This window comes from Staphylococcus sp. HMSC067F07 (genome assembly GCF_001837405.1).
Lineage (GTDB): Bacteria > Bacillota > Bacilli > Staphylococcales > Staphylococcaceae > Staphylococcus > Staphylococcus capitis.
Genome location: NZ_KV832208.1, coordinates 1 through 18,183 on the forward strand (window position 1 = coordinate 1; position 18,183 = coordinate 18,183).

Here is an 18,183-nt window from a genome sequence, read left to right on the forward strand (position 1 = left end):
ATACTATAAATTCAACTTTGCAACAGAACCGTCATTATAAAAGCATAGTGTGCTCGATTGGGAGGTGTTTCTTCTTCATCTGAGTTATCCATGTAATATTGAATATTTTTCGGGAAATAAAAGTCTTTATACCATACAAATACCCAAATAAAACGAAATACATAAATAGCAAGCGCAATGAGTAGGGTAATCATAATTAAGAATTTAATATTTTCAGGTTCATCTTTAACAATTTCCATAACAACCTCAGGTACGATGAATCCAAGTACAACAAAGACAAAGCCATTCAGTGCATAACTAAACGTATTCCAAATTTGTGTAAAGTTCATTTGTAATTCTGTTTGTGCACGGATTAATCTATCACGTTCTAAACCATGAATTAAACCTGCTACTACTACAGCTATAATACCTGATGCATGCAATGTTTCAGCTATATAGTAAATAGCGAAGGGTGTCAATAATTGGATAAATGTTAATGTGTTATTATCTTTTAATCCTTTGTTCGCTGTAAGGTAGATACGTATTCTCACGACAATAATACCGAAGATGGCACCGACTAATATTCCGATGATTGTCGAAATAATAAATTGTTCGATAGCGTTAATTGCTGAAAATGCAACAGTGACAAGCGCAGTGACCGCAATTTTAAATGAGATGATACCTGCTGCGTCATTCAGCAATGATTCCCCTTCTAGAATAGACATTGATCCTTTAGGTAAAACTTTCCCATTTGTAATGGCTGATACGGCCACAGCATCAGTAGGACATAAAATCGCAGCTATCGCGAAAGCAGCTGGCATTGGTAAATCGGTCCAAATCCAATGTATAAAGTAACCGACGCCAATAACCGTTGTAAAAACTAAGGCCATTGCCATTAAAATGACGGGTTTACGGTATTCCAATAATTTAGAACGAGACACATGCGTTCCTTCAACAAATAATAATGGGGCAATAACGGCCATCATAAATACTTCTGAATCAAATTCGAAATGCATTGGAATAGGTAGAGTAAAGATGACAACACCTAAACCAATCTGAATAAATGCAGTTGGAATTTTAGGAAACATATTATGTAAGACAGAACTTACAATGACTGCAAATATAAAAATTAAAAAAGCTTCTAATAATTCCATATGATTCTCCTCTATAAATCAATAACATATATTTTACCATTTAAAAATGTAAATCACATATACACAACTTTTAGCAGAATTTAACTTTAATTTGTATTAATTATTACCCCAAAAAAAGAAAGCGGAACAAAAAGAATTGTTTATAATTCTTTCATAGTTCCGCCACTCAAAGAGTAATAATTGAAGACATCTTATATAAGCGCAAGAATAACAAATTATATTCTTTAAGATGTTTTTAAAGAGAACATTTATATGTTTTTAGTTTGCTTTTGATTGCTTAAATGTTGTTTTTCAGCTAATGCTTTGGCATTTGATTTATATTTTTTATAGTAGAAGAATAAGAATATGAACCAGATTGGCGAAATAAAGATTGCTGCACGTGTATCAGCACTAAAGAATAATAATATAAATACAAAGAAGAAGAAAGCTAATACGACAAACGCGACGCCTTGACCACCGAATAATTTAAATTTACTATTTCTATGTGCTTCAGGGTCCTTTCTAACATAAACTATATATGACACGATAATCATTGCCCAAACTACTAAAAAGAGTACAGTTGATAAAGTCGTAACATATATAAATAGTTTGATTACATCTGGGAAGATAAAATTTAACAACGCTGCTACAAGTAAAGTAATCGATGACACGAACATTGAAAGGTAGGGCACGCCGTTAGAATTTGTTTTAGTTAATACTTTAGGTCCCAAACCTTGTTTAGCTAAACCAAACAAGATACGACTATTTGAGTAAATACCGCTATTTGTAGCTGAAGCGGCTGCAGTTAGGACAACAAAGTTCACTATACCAGCCGCAAAAGGTATGCCAATAATACTAAATAGCTTTACGAAAGGACTACTATCTGGGTCAATGTTATCCCATGGAATGACTGACATGATGACTAATAAACCACCGATGTAGAAGAGTAAAATTCTAATAGGAACGTTATTAATAGCCTTAGGGATGGTCTTTTCAGGATCTTTCGTTTCACCAGCTGTTACACCGATAAGCTCAATACCAATAAAGGAATAGACTGCTATTTGAAATGACATTAAGAATCCGAAAGGACCATGTGGGAACATGCCTCCGTGCTTAACTAAATTGGTGAATGAAGCATGACCATAATGCGTTTTAAATGATAGGAAAATTAAAACCAACCCAACAATTACCATCGCTACAATAGTTACAACTTTAATAATTGAGAACCAAAATTCAAGTTCTCCAAATAAACGGGCGCCTAATAAATTAAATGAAATTAAAATCAGTACAATAAATAACACAGTTAACCAATGAGGGACCTGAGGGTACCAAAATGCGAAATATTGCCCCATGGCTGTTAAATCTGACATACTCGAAACGACCCAACAAATCCAATAAGTCCAACCTATTACGAATCCTCCAAAAGGTCCTAAATATTCATTTGCGATATCTACAAATGAATTAAATTTAGAGTTACTTAATAACAATTCTCCCAAAGCACGCATAAATGCGAATAAAATAATCCCAATAATCATATAAGTAAATAATAGTGACGGTCCAGTTAAAGAAATAGTTTGCCCAGAACCTAGAAATAATCCAGTTCCAATAGCACCACCAATAGCAATTAATTGGATATGCCTATTATTTAACTCCCTATGCAATTGTCTAGCCATAGACTTCCTCCTCAGAAAAACAAATGTTTATGAAAGCGTTTTCTTTCGTCTAATATTATAGAAACAATTTAGATAAAGCAATGATTTACAGAAATATAAGTAAATACATTTATAAGAGTGTTTATGATAATAAATACTTATGATTTTTTAGAATAATCAAAAAATTAGATTGATATTATTTGTATCTATAAAAATTCAGTAAAGCTAAAAAATATACTTAATTATAATCTTATTTTTGTAAATAGCAAGTAATATTACTAAACTGATTAATTAACTTTAATTTCTGGATATGTAATAATAAAAATTATTGTAATCTAATGTAAGAAGGGTCAAATCATGAAAATAGGTACAATTTCAGATTTACATATTGATCGCCACCCAAAACTCAAACCGGAAAGCTATCTCAATATTTTGGCAGAGGTAGTTAATGAGAGGAAATTGGATATATTATTGATTGCCAGAGATATTTCTAATGATTATAAAATGAGTTATCAGTTTATTGTCCATTTAAAAGCCATGATACAAATTCCAACTTATTTTATACCTGGGAATCACGACTTGTGGTCCGATGGCTCGGATAAATCATCAACTGAGATTTTAGAATTTTATAAAACACAAGAAGAATGTTTAATAGGACGTCCATTGATTGTTAATGATGAGTGGGCCATCGTTGGTCATACAGGTTGGTATGATTATAGTTATGCAGATAAGCGATTTTCATTAGACAAAATTAAAAAAGGCAAACATTACGGGGCGACATGGCAAGATAAAGTAAGAATTGACTGGACTACGTCAGACCAACAGTTGTCAAAAGTGGCTGCCCAAATGGTAGATGAAGATATCAAGAACGTTGATGACCGTAATATTATTTTAATGACACATGTGGTTACACATCCACAATTTGTTGTACCTACACCACATCGAATTTTTGATTTTTTTAATGCATTTATTGGGACGCAAGATTTTGATTATATTTATGAGAAATATCCTATTAAATATAGTATTATGGGGCATGTTCATTTTCGAAAAGAACTAAGAGATAGTGATACAGTTTATATGTGCCCGTGTCTAGGTTATCAAAGACAATGGAGAACGTCTGATTTAGCTAAAGAAATCAATCATGCGTTAATAGATTTCCATATTTAAAATTTAATTGTAATTAAAAAATATCTCGAGACAACAACGCTTTGTCTCGAGATTTTACTTTTTATTATGGTTGAACGAATACACACATTTGGCCTGGTGCGTTATAACTACATTCTAATTTTTGTTTTTTAATTCTGATTATCTGTTTTTGATTTGGAATGATTGAAGGTATGACAATTCCTTTAGTTAGTTGTGTCCACAAAGGATCAATATAATAGTAATAAGTATCATCATAACCTATTAATAATGTGACATGAATGTTCGATACAAGTCTAGTAGGTTTATTATCAAGACGGAACACGCGGTGGAAGGGTCTAGCACCTAAACTTGTATGATATATAATGACAGGTTGTCCTTGATCAATTATGCGTTCAAGTTGTTTTAAGCTAGAACCTGAACCATCTTTAACACGATTGTCATATTGCTTGAGGAAAGGAACGAATGCAGCAGGAAAGATGGTTTGGTGGTAACCTAACTTCACTAACAGTGGGTGGCCTACGTAACCTTTATATGGATTGTTAGGATGTTTAGGCCATTTGCTCATAATTTCCGTTGCTTTAATTGAATGATGATTAAATTGTAGTAACATTGCTGCCGATACGCCTTCACATCCCATAACCATAGGGATTGGAAATAATTGACTTATAGGTTTAACTGGTAAAATGGTTTTCTTCATAATTTCTTCCTCAACAAACTGGTATTCATTTAATATTTAATATTATATAACGTGCCATTCATTTAGTATATTAAAATGTTTGTTCTATTTGATGAGGTTATTATTTTGAAAATGGGTTATAAGATAATTGAGTAAAATTAAAATGGGGGAGATGAACATGGACTACAGAATAGAAAATATTGAGAGCACAAAAGTCATAGGCGCTTATAGACATTATAAAAGCGGAGGACACGCTCAAAGTAATATTCCGGATTTCTGGGAAGATGTGCATACTATGAAATTAGATGAACGATTATTGCAAAAAAGCGATAACCAATTGAACGGTTTGTTAGGTGTTTGTCTGCCTAAAGAAGATAGAACAATGGATTACGCTATAGGTGTGACAAGTACAGAAGATCCTCATGATGGTTTAGAGACATTCAACTTAGAAGGTGGAAAGTATTTAGTTGTCGAAGCTAAAGGACCTGTCCCTAAAAGTGTTCAGCAAACAATGAATGATATACATCATGAACTTATTCCTAGAGAAAATATTGAAATAAAACAAGCTCCATTCTTTGAGCTATACGGACCAGGTGATACACAAAGTGAATCTTACGTCACTGAGATATGGATGCCAATTCAATAATTATAATGAAACCTCACTTCTACATTTTGAAGTGAGGCTTTACTTTTTAATGAGATATAGTGTTTTTTGAATAAAGCTTAAAATAAATGAATTGTAGTAAAACTAGTAAGATAGCAGTAACACTAATTATAAGTAAGTAGGGAGTCATATCATGTTCACCATTTAAACCAACTAATGGCGAGATAATCCCTCCTAATATAAACTGGAACAAACCTAGCAAGCTAGAGGCATTACCACTACCTCCTGTTCGCTCTTCCATTGCCATTGAAAAGCCTAATGGCGCAATTGAAGTAACTGGCGAAATATTAATGAAAAATGCGATGAGTAATACATATAAAGGAAGATGTAAAGCTAACGTCGCAATAAGTAATATTACGCCTACAATTTGCACAATCGTTAAATAAATTAATAATTTTTGACGACTAATTTTTTCTACTAGTAGTGCAACAATTTGGCTAACTATGATTAATCCTACACCGTTAATAGCAAGCATCACGCTGAATTGAGGCGCACTCATGTGATAAATTTTTTGAGTAATAAAAGGAGATGCTGATGAATAACTAAATAACATCACATAGGTTAAACCTTGTAGCAACATAGGAATAACGAATGTCGGTTTTTTAAGTAAATACAAGAAATCTTTAAGTATATCTTTAAATTGAAGACGTGTTTGCATTGTTTGAGTATGGGCTGGCATTTTTAAGAAAATACCAATTAAAACTATAAAAGCGATAAGCGTTAAAAATGCAAATATCATTCTCCAGTTAGATATAGATAATACAAAACCGCCTAGCAATGGTGATAATATGGAAATAATACCGTTAACTACCATTAATGAGGCTAAAAATTTAGCTAATTCATTACCATGGTATTTATCTCCAACAGACGCTTTGGCGATGACGATAGCACCGCCACTTGTTAAACCTTGTATCAATCGTAGAATTAAAAATAACGTTAAGTGACCGGTAAATATAGATAAAAAAGTGGCTACTAAATATATCATCATTAATATCGTGGCAATTCGTTTACGACCAAAGACATCTGAAATAGGTCCAAATAAGAATTGCCCAAGTGCGAGTCCAATCATTGCAAAGGATAGTGTCAATTGGATTTCTGAAGTTGTAGTTCCAAAATCATGTTGTACTTTAGGTAAAGAAGGTGTATATGTATCGATCGTAAGTGGACCGAATGCTGTCATGACACCTAAGATAATGATTAATATCATTGAAAAGTGCTTGGCACTTGAATGAGTCATAAATAATCTCCTTTGAACAAATTACAACATCAATTATATACGTTTTACATGTGTTTGTAAGTACTAAACTTAAATACTAATTTGTGTATACATAAAAACCTAGCAAAGTCGTTACCCTAAACGACCTTGCTAGGTTAGTGTGATTAATTACTTTGTCCATCAGAGCTTGAACCGTTTAATATACTTTCTAATTTTGATTTAATGCTATCAAATTTAGTGTTGATATCTTCAAGCATACTATTAATTTTACTTTGATTTTCATTGTTTTGTTGTGCGTTATTAGCATTTTTTAGTTTATCAAGTTGTTTTTGATAAAATTGTGTGAATTTAGAATCAGCATTATTTTCTTCTTTTTGTTTTAATTTATCAATTTCATTTTGTAATTTGCTAATTTGAGATTCACTATTTTTATTATTTTTAATATCACTTTTCGCCGAGTCAACTTGTTTGTTGATATCATCATTTTGACTTTCAACTTGTTTTTTATAATTTTGAGACACATTAGGATCATTATTTACTTTATCATCATTGTGATTCATGATGGCACGGGTAACAAAAATGGCTACTATAATAAGTAAAATAACTATGATAGCAATAAGCCATTTTTTAGTTCGACCTGATTTTTCATTTTCCTCTTCAAGTTGTTGTTCACGACGATAATCACGACCATTATAGTAACGTTCTGGTTCATCATCAAATTCTCGTTGATTAGAACGTTGACCGTTCATTTTATTTGGAGATTGAGCTCGATTTCGAAATTCGTCTTCTTCAGCTCGACGTCGGTGGTTTTGATATTGATTATCGTATTTGTATGAATCTCTATACTTATCTGTTCTTTTCATAATGTCACCTCATTGTAATGGTAAACTTCAATTTTATGGTTTTAATTTCAAATTCAATTTGATGAGACGGGCGATATTTGTTGCAGTTCTTTGCATGAATTGTGGTCCATTTTCAAGGGTGGTCTTTAAATCAGAAGGATACTCAGTAATGCTAAAGACAGTGTCAATGCCGTGGCGGTAAACTTCTTGATACTGATCACCGAGGCTACCACAAATTGCAATAACCGGGATGTCATATGCCTTTGCAACTTTCGCAACGCCTATGGGTGTTTTACCATAAATCGTTTGCTCATCCATTTTACCTTCCCCTGTAATAACAATTTGAGCATCTTTCACTCTCTCTTGAAAACGTGTTTCATCTAGAACTACATCTATACCTGCTTGCAAATTAGCATCAAGAAAAGCTAGTAAAGCAGTACCCATGCCACCAGCTGCGCCTGCACCCGGTATATCTTTGACAGACTTTTGTAATTCTTCTTTAATTTTATCATGATAGTGACTTAATGCGGAATCCAACTTTGGTATCATCTTTTCAGTAGCGCCTTTTTGAGGTCCATATATTACAGTAGCGCCTTGGTTACCCAATAATGGGTTTGTAACGTCACAAGCTACTTTAATTTCAACGTTTTGTAGCAAAGGATTGAGATGAGAGGTGTCAATCTTATCAATTGTGTGTAACGCTGCTCCACCAGGTTTAATTTCATTATGCTCAACATCTTTAAAAGAAACTCCTAATGCTTGCAACATACCCACGCCACCGTCATTGGTCGCGCTTCCTCCTATCCCTAAAATGATTTTCTTTACACCATGTTTAAGTACTTCATTAATGAGTTGTCCAGTTCCATAGGAGGAAGTTTGAAGTGGATTTCTCTCCTCATGGGTTAATAAATGAAGGCCAGATGCCTCAGCCATTTCTATAATAGCTGTTTCATATTGATCACTTCTTGCATAACTTGCATCAATATTTCTAAAGAGAGGGTCTTTAACTTGAACGGTATAGGAAGTCGCCTTTAAAGCTTCTTTCAAAGCTTCAGTTGTTCCTTCGCCACCATCCGCCATAGGTATAAGGTCGTAAGTAACTTGATCATTAAACACTTCTTGAAAGCCATTTTGAATTGCAGTAGCTGCCTCTTTCGCTGTCATACTCTCTTTAAACGAATCTGGGGCAATAACTATTTTAAATTGTGACACGCAATCACTTCCTATTATTATGTTTTATTGCTATTTTTTTTAAAATAAACTTCAACTAAAGTCACACTTATCATTATCTTTTGGAAAGGGATAGTCATTTATATGTTTTTAAGTCTATAATAAAATTAAATAAATTAAGCTTACGATAAAACATCATGAACATGCAGAGAGGACATCTTATGAAACAACTTAAACAACACGAACAATTATGTTGGTATATAGGTATTATATTATTTTATTTCATTATGGCTATTCTAACACCATTATCTTTTGTTGACTGGCATTGGTATTTAAATTCACACATAAGTTCACTTGGGCAAGATTTAATGAAAACGAATGGAAGATATCTCGGGAATTTTTTAGAGATTCTCGCGATGCATAGCGCTATTTTCAAATATTTAAGTTATACTGCTTTATCGTGTTTAATGATTTACTTTTGTTCAATGATAGTGAATGTAAATAAAAAGTTTATATATATTTTGATATGTTTTACATTTTTAATAATGATTCCAAGTGGAGTTTATAGTGAAACTTATGGATGGATAGCAGGATTCTACAATTATATTCCTTCATCAATAATCTCATTATTCATCTTATATACTATCATTTATATTCTTTATGGAGATGAAGAGGCTAGTATTAATCATCTTTGGCTGTTTCTCACAGCTTGTTTGTTTGGGCAGTTATTTATTGAAAATATCACTATATACAATAGTCTTATCATTTTAATTGGTGCTAGTATATATGGCATCCAACATAAAAAGCTAAACTACTATTTAATTGTGGGCTTTATGCTAAGTTGCATTGGCGCAATCATTATGTTTTTAAATCCTATTTACTTTAAAATCATCGATGGTAAAACAATCTACCATTCTATTTCAGATAAAGTAGGCATTTTACATAAAATAGGAACGACTTTATTAATGGACTTTCCTAAGTATATATTTCTTAATCAATATTTAATACTCGTAGTTATTTCGGTTATCATTACAATACTTTTGGTTCGTAATACAATTTTTGTAAACCAACATGTTGTTATTAAATTTGCAATTATGTATGGTTTGTACAGTTTACCGTTTTATAAATTACTCATCTATGATCAATTCCATTTTGAAATATATACAAAATCATTTTCAATAGCTTTATTAAACTTCTTGATTTGTGCAGTTTTCTTTGCGGTCTTGATATATAGTACAGTCATATTAATATCAGAAAAATATTTAAGAGCCATCGCTTTAGGATGTTTAATTTCAATCGTGTTATCGACGCTACCATTATTGGTTGTGGCTCCAATAGGAAATAGAAACTTTTATTTCATATACGTGCTGTGGTTAATATTTTTACTTAGTTTTGTAAAGCAATTTGATGGAAATATCAATAAAGTAACGACTATCGTTAAGGCAATTGCATGTGCTCATAGTTTGATATTAGTTATAGGATTTAGCTTGATTTATCAAAGTAGTGTCAATAGAATTGAAAATGTTGAAGAACAATTAAAAAATGGTAAGCGTCATCAAAGTATTATATTAGAGAGATTACCTTTCGAAAAATATACGCATTTAACAACACCGTCAACGAAGACGGATTTCAATGACTTTAAAGCATATTATGATTTGCCAAAAGATCTAAAGTTTAAAGTAGTACCATTTGGTTATGATGGAGAATAATTAAAGGAGATAGAGAATGAGATTAACCCAGACACATTTTGAAATTATCAAATTTGTAATAGTGGGTGGAATCAATACTTTAAATTACTATATTGTATATTTATTACTTCTAAAGTTATTAGGTGTTAATTACTTGGTCAGTCATATCACGGGATTTATTGTGAGTTTCATCATTTCTTATTACTTAAATTGTTATTTTGTTTATAGGGTAAAACCAACGCTAAAAAAGTTTTTAAGTTTTCCACTTACACAGGTGGTTAATATGGGAATGCAAACATTACTTTTATACATATTTGTGCAGTGGTTTCATTTCCCTTCAGAGATAGCCCCATTTGTAGGATTAATTATTACGATACCGGTAACATTTATTTTGTCTAAGTGGATCTTACGAGATTAATTGAGTTTAGATAAAGCAACCGACTAAGTACGTTGTACTGAGTGGGTTGCTTTTTTTAAAAAGAGATTTGAGATTGTGATTAAATTTGAATAAATATAAATTATAAATTAGGCAAATCTAAAAATTTCATTAGTTTATTTTCATAAAAAATATAGAAATAAAAAAACGTTGTAATACCTCAGTTATTGTTTCATACTAAAGTTATTAAAGCATATTAAGGTGGTAAATAAGCATGTCTCAAAGTGAAAATTTGAAGATTGCTCAACGTGGTGCCTATCTTAGTTTAGTCGTGTATATTATTCTTTCAATAGCCAAATATGTTACTGGATATATATACCAATCTGCAGCGGTTCGAGCAGATGCGTTAAATAATATGACAGATATTATCGTCTCAATTGCAGTTATTGTCGGACTAAAAATTTCTATTAAACCTGCAGATAAAAATCATCCATACGGTCATTTAAAATCTGAGAATATTTCGACATTACTTGTATCTTTTATTATTATGTTCGTCGGGATACAGGTTGTAACGGAAAATGCACCAAGACTTATTACACAAGATAGACATGTACCTAATGTAATTACAATTATTGTCAGTGTAGTCAGTGGTGTGATTATGTTAGGTGTATTATATGTTAATCACAGACTCGCTAAAAAAACTAATAGCAGTTCGTTACGATCTGCAGCAAAAGATAACTTATCCGATAGTTTAGTCAGTATCGGTACAGCTATAGGTCTTATATTCACGCAAATAGGATTTCCAATTGTAGATATTATTTTAGCGACACTTCTAGGTTTATTAATTATTTATACCGGGTTTGGGATTTTTAAAGAGTCAATCTTTACTTTAAGTGACGGATTTAATGAAAGAGATCTAGAAGACTATCGTAATGATATATTAGAAGTAAAAGATGTTATCGACGTTAATAATATTAAAGGGCGTTATCATGGAAATAGTATTTTTCTTGATGTAACTATCGTCGTGAAACCGAATCTGTCATTGTATGAAGCTCATCAAATTTGTGATAGAGTAGAGCATCATTTACATGAAAAAGGTATTTCTTCAGTATATGTTCATCCTGAACCTTATAATCAAGAAGATAATAATAAAACGATTAAAGAGTAAAAACATAATTAGAGTGAGAAAATGATTTAAAATAAACCCCTAAATGAATTGATTTTAAAAAGTTCATTTAGGGGTTTTGGCTATATTAATACGTAGAGAGATGTTGAATTATTAAGATAATAGTTGAAATATAGCTTTAGTTAATAGTAGATCGTATCTTAAACAATCATTATATTTTTATAGGTTTAACCTAATTATAAATTACCAATACCCGTTAGCTTCGCGGAAAGAAATAGCATCATCTATAGAACCATAACGTTCTTTGGCATAATTAATCATACCTTTAGTTTGAGTAGCGACTGAACCATATCCCCATGATTGATTAGTTTGACCTAATCCATGATATTGTCCATTAGATGCATTTGGGTCTCCGCCTGATTCAGGAAGTACGATTTTTTCCCAAAGTGCTTTTGTACCTCCAGCTTTTATGAATTCTTGATATACTTCGCTTGTTGACTCACTACTTGCATTTGAGCTATGGCTAGATGATGTTTGAGTAGCTGTAGAATTATAATTTTGATTAGTATTTTCAGCAGCATGTGCATTACCGGCTTCTAAACCTGTAGCGCCTATTGAAACTGTAGCTAGAATTGCTAGTATTGATTTTTTCATAATTAATAACTTCTTTAACTAGAATCTGTCTGAAAATGCAGTTCATGATGCAAATATCACAGATCTATTTTGATTTGTGTCTTTCTAAAGTTGTAAATACACTATATCATCGCAATTGTTTTCATAGGTTACATCAAAGTAAAAATACAAAGTCAGATATTTTATTCATAAAACAAACATTTCAATATATCAATGTCTTGTGACAATATATTACGAAAATAGCCATACAATTACTTGGGAAAATAAGTTTTAACGGTCTATAATAATAGTAGTGAGAGAGAAAAATGAGGTCAGTTATTCATGTAATCATTAAGTCATGTTAGCAATCTCATTGTTATATTTACGCTCATGTTTTGAGATTGTGTAGTGGTTGATTACGTAATTTTAAATTAGGAAGGTGTTTTTTTATGCCAAAATTAATATTATGTCGTCACGGACAAAGTGAATGGAATGCTAAAAACTTATTTACCGGTTGGGCAGATGTGAAGTTGTCTGAACAAGGAATTGAAGAAGCTAAAACTGCAGGTGAAAAAGTAGCAGATAATAAATTAGAAATTGATGTTGCCTATACATCGTTATTAACTAGAGCTTTAGAAACAACACAATATATTTTAGCAGGTTCTAATCAACAGTGGATTCCAGTGCATAAAAGTTGGCGATTAAATGAACGTCACTATGGTGGATTACAAGGTTTAAATAAAGATGATGCACGTGAAAAATGGGGAGAAGAACAAGTTCATCAATGGAGACGTTCTTATGATGTGCAACCACCAGCAGAAAGTGAAGAACAACGTGAAGAATATTTAAACAATCGTAGATATAGACATTTAGATAAAAGAATGATGCCATATTCTGAAAGTTTAAAGGATACATTAGATCGCGTTGTGCCTATTTGGACTGATCGAATTTCACAACATCTATTAGATGGTGAAACTGTACTTGTGTCTGCACATGGTAACTCCATTAGAGCATTAATTAAATACCTTGAAAATTTATCTAGTGAAGAGATTGTTGGTTATGAAATAAAAACAGGTGCGCCACTTGTTTATGAATTAACTGATGATTTGGAAGTGAAAGATAAATACTATTTATAATAGACCAGAATAGAGTAAGCCATTAAATGATAAGTTTAAATCATTTAATGGCTTTTATTATGTGAAGTTATAAGTTGAAAGAATAATAAGGAAATTGTCTGGGAAATATGTCTTACTCATTTCGGGTAAATGATTAACATATCAAATTTAGATGTTTAAATATAAGTGTTAGAATTTAAAAGATTTTATTTCGCTCTTTTATGTTGTTTTATTATTTTCAGAGCACGTTTTCTTGTTTTTATATTAGGACTATTCAAATTGCGTCTAGCAGTTTGTAAATCTAATTTCATTTTATCTTCCTCCTTGTGTATCTATATTATGGAAGAAAATAATGCTTTTGTAAATAGTAATTATTACGATTTAACAGAATTACATAAGTCGTAGTATTTTTTAGAAACAAAAGTGAGCCAACTAAATGATTAACTTATTCAAAATATGTATAATAGGCAAATATCTGTTTGATGTTATAAAAGGGGGGAAGGTCATGTCTTTAAAAACAAAGTTAGTCATGATTATCACTATGTTACTTGGTGGATTTTTTGGTTTGTTAAATGAGACATTATTAACAACAGCTTTACCAAGTATAATGAAAGATTTTCACATTCAGTATTCTCAAGTTCAATGGTTAACAACAGCGTTTTTACTTACCAATGGAGTGGTTATTCCATTATCAGCATTAGTTATACAACGATTTACTACAAGACAAGTTTTCCTAACAGGAATTTTAATCTTCTTTGTAGGTACAATTGTTGGAGGTTTTAGTCCCAATTTTACTACGTTATTATTTGCAAGAATCGTTCAAGCTTTAGGTTCAGGTATTATGATGCCTTTAATGATGACGTCGATTCTAGATATCTTTGAACCTCATGAACGCGGTAAATATATGGGATTCTTCGGACTTGTGATTGGTTTAGCACCTGCGATTGGTCCGACATTATCTGGTTATTTAGTTGAATATTTTAATTGGAGATCTTTATTCCATGTTGTTGCTCCTATAGCAGCAATCACATTTATTATCGCCTTATTCACTGTTAAGAATGTAGGACAAAATATTAAAGTTCCTATTGATGTAATCTCAATTATATTATCTATATTAGGATTCGGTGGTTTACTTTATGGTACGAGCTCCATTTCACATGATGGTTGGGACGATCCAATAGTCTTGTCTACGATTATCGGCGGTATTATTTTAGTGGTGTTATTCATTTGGAGACAATCACGCTTGGATACGCCTTTACTCAATTTTGGTGTCTTTAAAAATAAACAATTTGCAATTGGTTTACTTATTATGGCAGTAACAATGATTTCTATGATCGGTTCAGAAACAGTATTACCAATGTTTGTTCAAAATTTATTAAATAAGCCCGCATTAGACTCAGGACTCATTTTATTACCTGGCGCAATCGTGATGGCTATCATGTCAATGACTTCAGGAGCAATGTATGAAAAGTTTGGTGCTAAGCCTTTAGCTATCATCGGAATGTTAATTGTAATCATAACAACTTCGTATTTTGTGGTGATGGATGAACATACCTCAACAGTAATGTTAGCTACAGTTTACGCGATTCGTATGATTGGTATAGCATTAGGATTAATGCCAGTAATGACACATACCATGAACCAATTAACTCCTGAAATGAATGCGCATGGCTCGTCTATGACTAACACCGTACAACAAGTGGCAGGTTCAATTGGAACAGCTGGATTAATTACTATTTTAAGTCAAGCGAGTCAACATTTTTCACCTAAAATGAGTGATTATAAAGGTATGAATAAACAAGAAATGGTCAGTCAAATTAAAATAGATACGATGTTGCATGGCTATCATGCAGGATTTTTATTTGCAGTGATAATTACGGTGATCAGTTTCTTATGCACATTTATGCTTAAAAAACGTACTAAAAAAGAAAAAGAACAAACATCATGAACGGTATAAAAAATATATTAGAACTTTCTGAACACTTGATATAAGGGAACTTCTTATTGACTATTACACTCTAAAGGGATAAAATATTTTTATTCCGATTAGAATAATAAGATTAAGGAGTTTAACTAAATGAAGAGACTTTTATTTTGCATTATCGCTTTAGTATTTGTATTGGCAGCATGTGGTAATAACGATTCATCAAGTGATAAAGATAGCAAATCAAGTAGTAAAGATGATAATACATTACGAGTAGGTACTGAAGGTACTTACGCACCATTCACTTTCCACAATAAACAAGATAAATTAACTGGTTACGATATTGATGTTATTAAAGCTGTAGCGAAAGCAGAAAACCTCAAATTAAAATTCAATGAAACATCATGGGATTCTATGTTTGCAGGTTTAGATGCAGGGCGCTTTGATGTCATTGCAAACCAAGTTGGTATCAATAAAGATAGAGAGAAGAAATATAAATTCTCTAATCCTTACACTTATTCAAGCGCAGTATTAGTTGTACGTGATAATGAGAAAAATATTAAATCATTTAATGATGTTAAAGGTAAAAAATTAGCACAAACATTCACTTCTAACTACGGTAAATTAGCAAAAGATAAAGGTGCCGAAATCACTAAAGTTGATGGTTTCAACCAATCAATGGATTTATTACTTTCTAAACGTGTGGATGCTACGTTTAATGATAGTTTATCTTATTTAGATTATAAGAAACAAAAACCTAATGCTAAGATCAAAGCTATTAAAGGTAACGCTGAACAAAATAAATCAGCTTTCGCATTTTCTAAGAAAGTAGATGATAAAACAATTAAAAAATTCAATGATGGTCTTAAGAAAATCAGAGATAATGGTGAATTAGCTAAAATAGGTAAGAAATGGTTTGGTCAAGATGTTTCTAAGTCTAAATAATGAACAGCAACACGCTTTAGATGCGGCTAAGCAAGCATTTGGTCCAATGTTAGAGGGATTGGTGAAATATTCAATCCCTATTACTATAGTTACATTTATTCTAGGCCTTGTTATTGCTTTGTTTACTGCATTAATGCGTATTTCAACAAGTAAAATTTTAAGAGGCATTGCACGCGTATATGTATCAATTATTCGTGGAACACCGATGATTGTTCAATTATTTATTATATTTTATGGTATTCCAGAATTAGGAAGACTCATTACGAATGATGCGGATAATCAATGGACTTTAGCACCGGTTGTAGCTGCTATAATAGGTTTATCATTCAACGTGGGAGCGTATGCATCTGAAATTATTCGTGGTGGTATTATTTCAATTCCTAAAGGGCAAACTGAAGCGGCGTATTCAATCGGAATGAATTATCGCCAAACAGTTCAACGAATTATATTACCTCAAGCAATACGTGTTTCTATACCAGCATTAGGTAATACATTTTTAGGATTAATTAAAGATACTTCACTATTAGGTTTCATTCTTGTGGCTGAAATGTTCAGAAAAGCACAAGAAGTTGCGTCTACTTCATACGAATATTTAACTATTTATATTTTAGTAGCAATTATGTACTGGGTTGTATGCTTTATCATCTCAATTATTCAAGGATGGTATGAATCACGCATTGAAAGAGGGTATCGCTCATGATTGAATTAAAAAATATCCATAAGTCTTTTAATGAGACCGAAGTGATTAAAGGCATTGATTTAACTGTAGATAAAGGTGAAGTTGTAACTTTAATAGGGCGTTCAGGTTCTGGTAAGACAACGTTACTTCGTATGATGAATGCTTTAGAGATTCCAACAGATGGTACAGTCTATGTTAATGGTAAAACTTATACTGAAAAGGATAAAAAATCTCAAATCGAAGTGCGCAAACAGTCTGGAATGGTCTTCCAAAATTATAATTTATTCCCACATAAATCTGCTTTAGAAAATGTGATGGAAGGACTTGTTACGGTTAAGAAAATGAAAAAGTCTGAAGCCGAACGTAAATCAATGGAATTATTAGAAAAAGTTGGACTTGATCACGTGAAAGACCAACGTCCTCATGCTTTATCAGGTGGACAACAACAACGTGTTGCCATTGCTCGAGCATTAGCAATGAATCCTAAGGTCATGCTATTTGATGAACCTACATCAGCACTTGATCCAGAATTAGTTAATGATGTTTTGAAGGTGATTAAAGAACTCGCTGATGAAGGTATGACGATGGTCATTGTGACGCATGAAATGCGATTTGCTAGGGAAGTCTCAAATCATACAGTTTTTATTCATGAAGGTAAAATTGCTGAGCAAGGCTCGCCAGACGAAATGTTTAATCAACCTCAAACTGAGGAATTAAAACGCTTTTTAAATGTAATTAAATAAGTTTGATATATGCTATGCTGACGGTTATTTGACGTTTGCATAGCTTTTTTATGTTAAAATAATTATAAATTAATTTTCACAAAGAAGATTTGAGGAGTGAAATAATGGAACACTCGATGAAGTTAAATGTGGAGCCATTCGAAGCCATTCGTAATCATAGGAAAACGGTAGAAATTAGACTGAATGATGAGAAAAGACAAAAAGTTAAAATTGGTGACACGATTGTCTTTACAAATATAGACGACTCGGAGAAAAAAATGAGAGTCAAAGTAACTGAAAAGCGAGTTTTTGATACATTTCAAAAGTTATTTAACTACTATGATAATGCTGAAATAGGTTATGAGACAGACGCGACCTTGGCGCAAAAAGTAGCAAGTATTTATTCCATCTATAACCAAACTGATGAATTAAATTATGGTGTAGTTGCTTTAAAAATAGAGCTTGTATAATATAAAAGGATCACATCTAAAGGGGAGTTTAGATGTGATCCTTTTTAA

Annotated in this window: 18 protein-coding genes and 1 pseudogene; 11 read left to right on the plus strand and 8 right to left on the minus strand. The window is 32.0% G+C overall.

What is annotated here, in order from left to right:
• Positions 1-26: 26 nt before the first annotated feature.
• Together HMPREF2706_RS00070 and HMPREF2706_RS00075 are read right to left on the minus strand one after the other, a co-directional pair.
• A pseudogene (locus tag HMPREF2706_RS00070) lies at positions 27-1,133 on the minus strand (cation:proton antiporter); the annotation flags it as partial.
• Positions 1,134-1,381: 248 nt separating this feature from the next.
• Positions 1,382-2,785, minus strand: coding sequence for an amino acid permease (locus tag HMPREF2706_RS00075; RefSeq protein ID WP_070862073.1), 1,404 nt, complete (start codon positions 2,783-2,785; stop codon positions 1,382-1,384).
• 336 nt (positions 2,786-3,121) lie between these two features.
• On the opposite strand from HMPREF2706_RS00075, the gene HMPREF2706_RS00080 reads away from it, so the two are divergent.
• Positions 3,122-3,931 carry a metallophosphoesterase gene (locus HMPREF2706_RS00080; RefSeq protein WP_070862075.1) on the plus strand — a complete coding sequence of 270 codons (810 nt, stop codon included), beginning with the start codon at positions 3,122-3,124 and terminating at the stop codon, positions 3,929-3,931.
• 64 nt (positions 3,932-3,995) lie between these two features.
• On the opposite strand, the gene HMPREF2706_RS00085 is transcribed toward HMPREF2706_RS00080, so the two are convergent.
• Positions 3,996-4,607, minus strand: coding sequence for a C39 family peptidase (locus HMPREF2706_RS00085; protein WP_037550332.1), 612 nt, complete (start codon positions 4,605-4,607; stop codon positions 3,996-3,998).
• A 157-nt stretch (positions 4,608-4,764) separates the two neighbouring features.
• Between HMPREF2706_RS00085 and HMPREF2706_RS00090 the strand changes: the two genes are divergently transcribed.
• Entirely contained in the window at positions 4,765-5,232 is a 468-nt protein-coding gene (locus HMPREF2706_RS00090; RefSeq protein ID WP_037579301.1) for a GyrI-like domain-containing protein, read from the plus strand.
• Positions 5,233-5,278: 46 nt separating this feature from the next.
• Here HMPREF2706_RS00090 and HMPREF2706_RS00095 read toward each other — a convergent pair whose 3' ends face one another.
• The 3 genes from HMPREF2706_RS00095 to HMPREF2706_RS00105 all read right to left on the minus strand — a co-directional run bounded on the left by HMPREF2706_RS00095 (position 5,279) and on the right by HMPREF2706_RS00105 (position 8,520).
• The gene (locus HMPREF2706_RS00095; RefSeq protein ID WP_049428424.1) at positions 5,279-6,487 is read right to left on the minus strand and encodes a putative multidrug effflux MFS transporter TcaB; all 1,209 of its coding nucleotides are present in this window, start codon (positions 6,485-6,487) and stop codon (positions 5,279-5,281) included.
• 143 nt (positions 6,488-6,630) lie between these two features.
• Entirely contained in the window at positions 6,631-7,329 is a 699-nt protein-coding gene (locus HMPREF2706_RS00100) for a hypothetical protein (protein ID WP_030063335.1), read from the minus strand.
• Between the two features lie 33 nt (positions 7,330-7,362).
• On the minus strand, positions 7,363-8,520 hold the full coding sequence (locus HMPREF2706_RS00105; protein ID WP_070862077.1) for a glycerate kinase: 1,158 nt from the start codon (positions 8,518-8,520) through the stop codon (positions 7,363-7,365).
• A gap of 179 nt (positions 8,521-8,699) precedes the next feature.
• On the opposite strand from HMPREF2706_RS00105, the gene HMPREF2706_RS00110 reads away from it, so the two are divergent.
• From HMPREF2706_RS00110 to HMPREF2706_RS00120, 3 genes are all read left to right on the plus strand, one after another.
• The gene (locus HMPREF2706_RS00110; protein ID WP_049428419.1) at positions 8,700-10,187 is read left to right on the plus strand and encodes a DUF6056 family protein; all 1,488 of its coding nucleotides are present in this window, start codon (positions 8,700-8,702) and stop codon (positions 10,185-10,187) included.
• A 16-nt stretch (positions 10,188-10,203) separates the two neighbouring features.
• The gene (locus tag HMPREF2706_RS00115; RefSeq protein WP_023351191.1) at positions 10,204-10,584 is read left to right on the plus strand and encodes a GtrA family protein; all 381 of its coding nucleotides are present in this window, start codon (positions 10,204-10,206) and stop codon (positions 10,582-10,584) included.
• Between the two features lie 232 nt (positions 10,585-10,816).
• A complete protein-coding gene (locus HMPREF2706_RS00120) occupies positions 10,817-11,710 on the plus strand; it encodes a cation diffusion facilitator family transporter (protein ID WP_070862079.1) in 894 nt (297 codons plus the stop codon).
• Between the two features lie 201 nt (positions 11,711-11,911).
• Here the strand turns inward: HMPREF2706_RS00120 and HMPREF2706_RS00125 are convergent, their stop codons facing one another.
• Positions 11,912-12,322: an aggregation-promoting factor C-terminal-like domain-containing protein gene (locus HMPREF2706_RS00125; protein WP_002432800.1), complete on the minus strand. Its 411-nt coding sequence runs from the start codon at positions 12,320-12,322 to the stop codon at positions 11,912-11,914.
• Positions 12,323-12,729: 407 nt separating this feature from the next.
• On the opposite strand from HMPREF2706_RS00125, the gene HMPREF2706_RS00130 reads away from it, so the two are divergent.
• The gene (locus HMPREF2706_RS00130) at positions 12,730-13,416 is read left to right on the plus strand and encodes a 2,3-diphosphoglycerate-dependent phosphoglycerate mutase (protein WP_002432310.1); all 687 of its coding nucleotides are present in this window, start codon (positions 12,730-12,732) and stop codon (positions 13,414-13,416) included.
• Positions 13,417-13,601: 185 nt separating this feature from the next.
• Here the strand turns inward: HMPREF2706_RS00130 and HMPREF2706_RS11970 are convergent, their stop codons facing one another.
• Positions 13,602-13,706, minus strand: a complete 105-nt coding sequence (locus tag HMPREF2706_RS11970; RefSeq protein WP_000762708.1) for a putative metal homeostasis protein — start codon at positions 13,704-13,706, stop codon at positions 13,602-13,604.
• Between the two features lie 194 nt (positions 13,707-13,900).
• On the opposite strand from HMPREF2706_RS11970, the gene HMPREF2706_RS00135 reads away from it, so the two are divergent.
• From HMPREF2706_RS00135 to HMPREF2706_RS00155, 5 genes are all read left to right on the plus strand, one after another.
• Positions 13,901-15,343 (plus strand): MDR family MFS transporter, encoded by a 1,443-nt coding sequence (locus HMPREF2706_RS00135; protein ID WP_002432632.1) that lies wholly within the window; start codon positions 13,901-13,903, stop codon positions 15,341-15,343.
• Between the two features lie 129 nt (positions 15,344-15,472).
• Positions 15,473-16,264: a transporter substrate-binding domain-containing protein gene (locus tag HMPREF2706_RS00140; RefSeq protein ID WP_023351194.1), complete on the plus strand. Its 792-nt coding sequence runs from the start codon at positions 15,473-15,475 to the stop codon at positions 16,262-16,264.
• A complete protein-coding gene (locus HMPREF2706_RS00145; protein WP_002432695.1) occupies positions 16,245-16,964 on the plus strand; it encodes an amino acid ABC transporter permease in 720 nt (239 codons plus the stop codon). The genes HMPREF2706_RS00140 and HMPREF2706_RS00145 overlap by 20 nt, the downstream gene beginning before the upstream one ends.
• Positions 16,961-17,686 (plus strand): amino acid ABC transporter ATP-binding protein, encoded by a 726-nt coding sequence (locus HMPREF2706_RS00150; RefSeq protein WP_023351196.1) that lies wholly within the window; start codon positions 16,961-16,963, stop codon positions 17,684-17,686. Before HMPREF2706_RS00145 ends, HMPREF2706_RS00150 begins: the two co-directional genes overlap by 4 nt.
• Positions 17,687-17,790: 104 nt before the next feature.
• Positions 17,791-18,135: an ASCH domain-containing protein gene (locus HMPREF2706_RS00155; RefSeq protein ID WP_049428412.1), complete on the plus strand. Its 345-nt coding sequence runs from the start codon at positions 17,791-17,793 to the stop codon at positions 18,133-18,135.
• The last annotated feature ends 48 nt before the right edge of the window (positions 18,136-18,183 follow it).